The organism is Actinoplanes sp. NPDC048791 (genome assembly GCF_040650095.1).
In the GTDB taxonomy this organism is placed as follows: domain Bacteria; phylum Actinomycetota; class Actinomycetes; order Mycobacteriales; family Micromonosporaceae; genus Actinoplanes.
In genome coordinates, this window is the sequence record NZ_JBEZGQ010000720.1 from 1 (window position 1) to 4,478 (window position 4,478).

The 4,478-nt window shown below is 71.4% G+C and carries 2 protein-coding genes and 1 pseudogene; 2 read left to right on the forward strand and 1 reads right to left on the reverse strand.

Annotated features, from left to right (window positions below):
• Positions 1–1,413 (reverse strand): annotated as a pseudogene (locus tag AB0C29_RS35390) (hypothetical protein); the annotation flags it as partial.
• A 302-nt stretch (positions 1,414–1,715) separates the two neighbouring features.
• Between AB0C29_RS35390 and AB0C29_RS35395 the strand changes: the two are divergent.
• Together AB0C29_RS35395 and AB0C29_RS35400 are read left to right on the forward strand one after the other, a co-directional pair.
• Positions 1,716–1,937 (forward strand): zinc ribbon domain-containing protein, encoded by a 222-nt coding sequence (locus tag AB0C29_RS35395; protein ID WP_360829790.1) that lies wholly within the window; start codon positions 1,716–1,718, stop codon positions 1,935–1,937.
• Positions 1,938–3,337: 1,400 nt separating this feature from the next.
• A partial coding sequence (locus AB0C29_RS35400; protein WP_360829793.1) for an adenylate/guanylate cyclase domain-containing protein occupies positions 3,338–4,478 on the forward strand: 1,141 nt, incomplete at its 3' end.

Sequence of the window (4,478 nt, forward strand, 5' to 3'; positions counted from 1 at the left end):
CTGGGTGCCCGGCACGACGCCGCCGACGACCGGGGCGGAAGCGCTGGGCAGTCCGCCGGGCCCCGGCAATGCCCCGCCAGAGGCCCCGGCCGAAGCGTCGGCGTCAAGGCCGAAACCGGGCGTCACGCTGGGCGTCGGCACAGACTGCAAAGCCCGCGGTACGAGATAAGCACCGGCTGTCCCGGCGGCGCCGAGAAGAAGAACGGCGATGACGGCGGGGAGGATGAGGCGGCCGCTGGGACGTTTGGCCCAGGCTGAGGTGCTGCGGGCGGTGCTGCGCACTACGCGTACGGGGTTGGCCCGGCGCAGCACCCGGGTGGTCCGACCCTGCGAGGCGGCGGCTACTGCGGCTGCTGTGGGGGTGGTTGTGCTCGGGGTCTTGTCCCCGGGCTTGCCGTCTTTCCCGGCCTTGTCTTTGCCCTCGGTCTTGTCCTCGGCCTTGTCTTTGCCCTCGGCCTTGTCTTTGTCCTTGGGCTCGTCTTTGTCCTTGGGCTCGTCTTTGTCGTCGGCCTTGCTGCCGGCGTCGGTCTTGCCTTCGGTTGCGGTCTTGTCCGGGGGAGTGCTGCCCTTGTCCGTCTTGTCTCCGGGGGGAGCTTCCTTCTCGGTCCCGGCGGCTTTGTCGATCCCGGTCGGCTTGTCGTCCGCGGCCTTGCCGGGCTCGGTCGCCTCGCCGGTCCCTGTCGCCTTGCCGGTTCCGGTCGCCTTGCCGGGCTCGGTGGCCTTGCCGGGCTCGGTGGCCTTGCCGGGCTCGGTGGCCTTGCCGGGCTCGGTCGCCTTGCCGGGCTCGGTGGCCTTGCCGGGCTCGGTGGCCTTGCCGGGCTCGGTCGCCTTGTCGGTTCCGGCGGCCTTGTCGGCGGAGTAGGGCTTGTATCCGGACTTGGTCTTTTCCGCCGGCTTGCCGCCGCTGAGTGCGCCGGCCGCTGCGGTGGCGTCGGCAGGATTCTCCCCGTCTGGCTTGGCCGTCGCGGCCGAACCCTTGTCCTTGCCGTCTGCACCCTCGCCGTCTGCACCCTCGCCGTCCGCGGCCTTGCCGTCCGTGGCAGGCCCGGGGGCCGCCTTTCCGTTGTCGGCCTTCTCCTCCGGCCCGGCCTTCACATCTGCCTTGCCTGCCGTTTCCGCCGATGCCCTAGTCGTGGCGCCCGCAGTCGTAGCGCCCGCAGCCGGCGCGCCCGCAGCCGGCGCGGCGCCGCCGCTCGACGGTGCCGTGGAGCTAGCGGCGTTCTCGCCCTTTTCGGTCGCATCGGCGGCGCCTGTTCCCGGCCCGGCAGCCGCAGCGCTCGTAGCGCCGGTTGCCACAACCTTCGGCTGGTATGTGCCACTCGTGGCACCGGTCGCCACAACGCGCGGCTGGTATGTGCCGCCAGGGCGACCGGTCACCTTCTCGGCAACCGAGTCCGACTTGTCGGACGACACCGTCCCTGAACTTGACTCGCCGGACCGACCAATCGGCCGCCCGGCATCATCGCCCCCCACCGAACCCGCCGCCGGAAACTCCTCCTCAGGCGCCGCGCCGGAGCTGCCCAGGGGCCCGTCAAGATGCGGCGCCGGAGGCCGTGGCCCGCGCCGCTTCGGGGATCTGTCCTGCCCATCCGCCACCCGAAAGACACTACCGGGCGACAGCGACCCCCGGCGCCCATGGACTCAGCCCGATGCGTCATCCACAGCCCAGCCAACCAGGGCGACGAACTGTCACAGCGGAGCCATACCCTGTCTCCATGCCGCGCTATGACTTTCGCTGCCGCGCCTGCGGCGACACCTTCGAGCTGAACCGGCCGATGGCCGAATCCGCCGCCCCCGCGACGTGCCCCCAGGGCCACGCCGACACCGTGAAACTCCTGTCCACAGTCGCCGTGACAGGCCGCAGTGGCGCCATGCCCGCGCCGCAATCGGGCGGCGGTGGGGGCGGAGGCTGTTGCGGCGGCGCCTGCGGCTGCTGAAAGGCCCAGCCCTCGGAGTGCCCGGCGTTTACGCCCGCCGCCCTCGGGGTTGCCCGGCGTTTACGCCCGCCGAGTCAAGTCGGCAGCGGCCGCACGCGGCTCGCTCCCGATAAGGGCGGATTGGTTAACGGCAGCAGGCAGCATCCTGCTCGCCGTCGGCCGTGGCGGCCTCCCTAGCGACAGCAGCATGCATCCAGCCTCCTGCTGGTGGCCCAGCAGCGCCGAGGCAAGTCTCCGGCCGAGGCGGCCACATTTCAGACCGCCGCCGGCCGACGTCGAGGCCGCCCACCCGTCGGCACAACTAGTGCCGTCCCGCACCGCGGCCGAGGCGGTCTGACCAACCACCCGCGCCGGGCTGCGACCTGGGTGGCTTGGCCTTCCCGCGCAGCACGTCCGCCTCCACCCCCATCGGCTGCGCGCCGGATCAACTCCTGGCGCAAGCCCGGCCGGCTACCCGCGCAGGACAGCGACCCGGGTGGCGCTACTGGCTCCGGCGGCCGGAACCAACATTGGGCCGTTGACCGGCTGCCCGTGCCGGATCCCAACCTGGGCCGCCTGACCGGCCACCCGCCGGAATCACAATCCGCAGCCGCGACCGGCAGCCCGCGCCGAAACCACTACCCAGGAAGGCCCGATCGGGCTCCCCAAGCCCGATTCCCACCCCCCACCGATCTCGCCCAACCAGAACCAACTACCCGGACCCACCTACCGGACCCGGACAGAACGTCCGTCACCCAACTGCCACCCGCAAGGCTGACCCTCCAACCACCTAAACCCAGAAAGCTCAACAACGGCGCAAAACCCGAGCAGCCACAACCCAAGCCCACGGCCCGAACCGGCCCGAACCCGCCCAGCCCGAACCGAACCGGCCCGGCCCCGACCGGCCCGCCCGAACCGAACCGGCCAGCCCGAACCCAGCCCGAACCGGCCAGCCCGAACCGGCCAGCCCGAACCGGCCCGAAATGAGGCAGCCGCACACGAGCCCACCACCGATTTCCAACCCGACGTATCACCGAGCCCCCCACCGGCATCTGCTATTTCAGTCGACTGTGGCCGGTCCCGCGGCGTAACACTGTGGTGATCGTCGGGTGACCTCATGGAGTCGCACAAAGGGCTACTCCTGCGGGGCCGTCCGAACGGGTCGGTGGAATTGACCGACTGCGGCGCAACCAGAACGTGAACCTCGTCGTTACGTCACGCGTAGTGCCGTGCGTGACCGTCGATGACCCCTACCGTGGGTCGCCCTTGCGGGGTCGGCCGTGGCGGGAGGGCGGTTACCGACCGTTCCTACGATGTGCCGTGTGATTGCGGTACGGCAGCATGAAGCGCGACTTCCCAAGGGGGCGGAGGTTCTCACCGTGTCGGGACGGACCGAGCTGCCGAGCGGGCTTGTGACCTTCATGTTTACGGACATCGAGGGGTCCACGCGGCTCGCCCGGATGCTCGGCGAAGGTTATGGCCGTGTGCTCAATGCCCATCGTGGCGTCGTGCGCGCAGCGCTGAGTAATTACGCCGGCGCCGAGCTTTTCACTGAGGGTGACTCCTTTTTCGTGGCGTTCCGGGACGCCGCCGCTGCCGTCTCCGCCTGTGTGGCAGCACAGCGTGCACTCGCCGCGTACCCGTGGCCGAGTGCCGACGCGGCCCCGCGCGTCCGGATGGGCCTGCACACCGGTTGGGCCGTTCCGGTCGCCGGTGAGTACACGAGCGCCGAGGTGCATCGCGCCGCTCGGGTCGCCGCCGCCGCGCACGGTGGTCAGGTGCTCTGCTCCGAGGCGACCGCCCTCGCCGTTTCCACCTGGTCGCCCGACCTGGTTCCCAGCAATGCGGAGCTCGTGGGAGTGGGGGCCGGCGGCTCAAGGCAGCACCGGGAGCACCGGGCGCCGCAGGCACCTCTGATCGAGAGCGTCGACCTGCTCGACCTGGGCCCGTTCCGGTTGCGTGGTTTCGACGACGCCGAGCGGCTCTTCCAGCTTGTCGCTCCCGGGCTCGAACGCGACTTCCCCCGGCCGCGCACACCCGGCGCGCCTGTGGACAACCTGCCGGCCGCCGTCACTCCGTTCGTCGGGCGGCAAAGTGAGATGGCCGAGCTCAAGGGACTCATCTCCACGCATCGCCTGGTCACCGTGGCCGGCGCGGGCGGGGCCGGTAAGAGCCGGCTCGCCGTGGCCGTCGCCGAGGAGCTGCGGGCCGCGTACCCGGATGGCATCTGGCTTGTCGATCTCGCCGAGGAACATCCGGCCGAGGCGCTGGCCGCCGCGATGGGTGTCCGGCGTGAGCCGGCCCGTCCCTTGCTCGACAGCCTCATCGAGCGGTGCGCCGAGGGCCGTACCCTGCTGATCCTCGACACCTGCGAGGCCCGGCACCACGCCGCGCGGGAGCTGGTGCGCCGGCTGCTGGCCAGTTGCCGGCGGCTGGACGTCCTCGCCACCTCGCGCACGTCGCTCGGCGTACCCGGAGAACTGGTCTGGCGGATCCCGCAGCTGGCGCCGGCCGACGCTGCTGCTCTGCTGGCGGCCCGGGCCGTCGCGGCGCGGGGCGGCC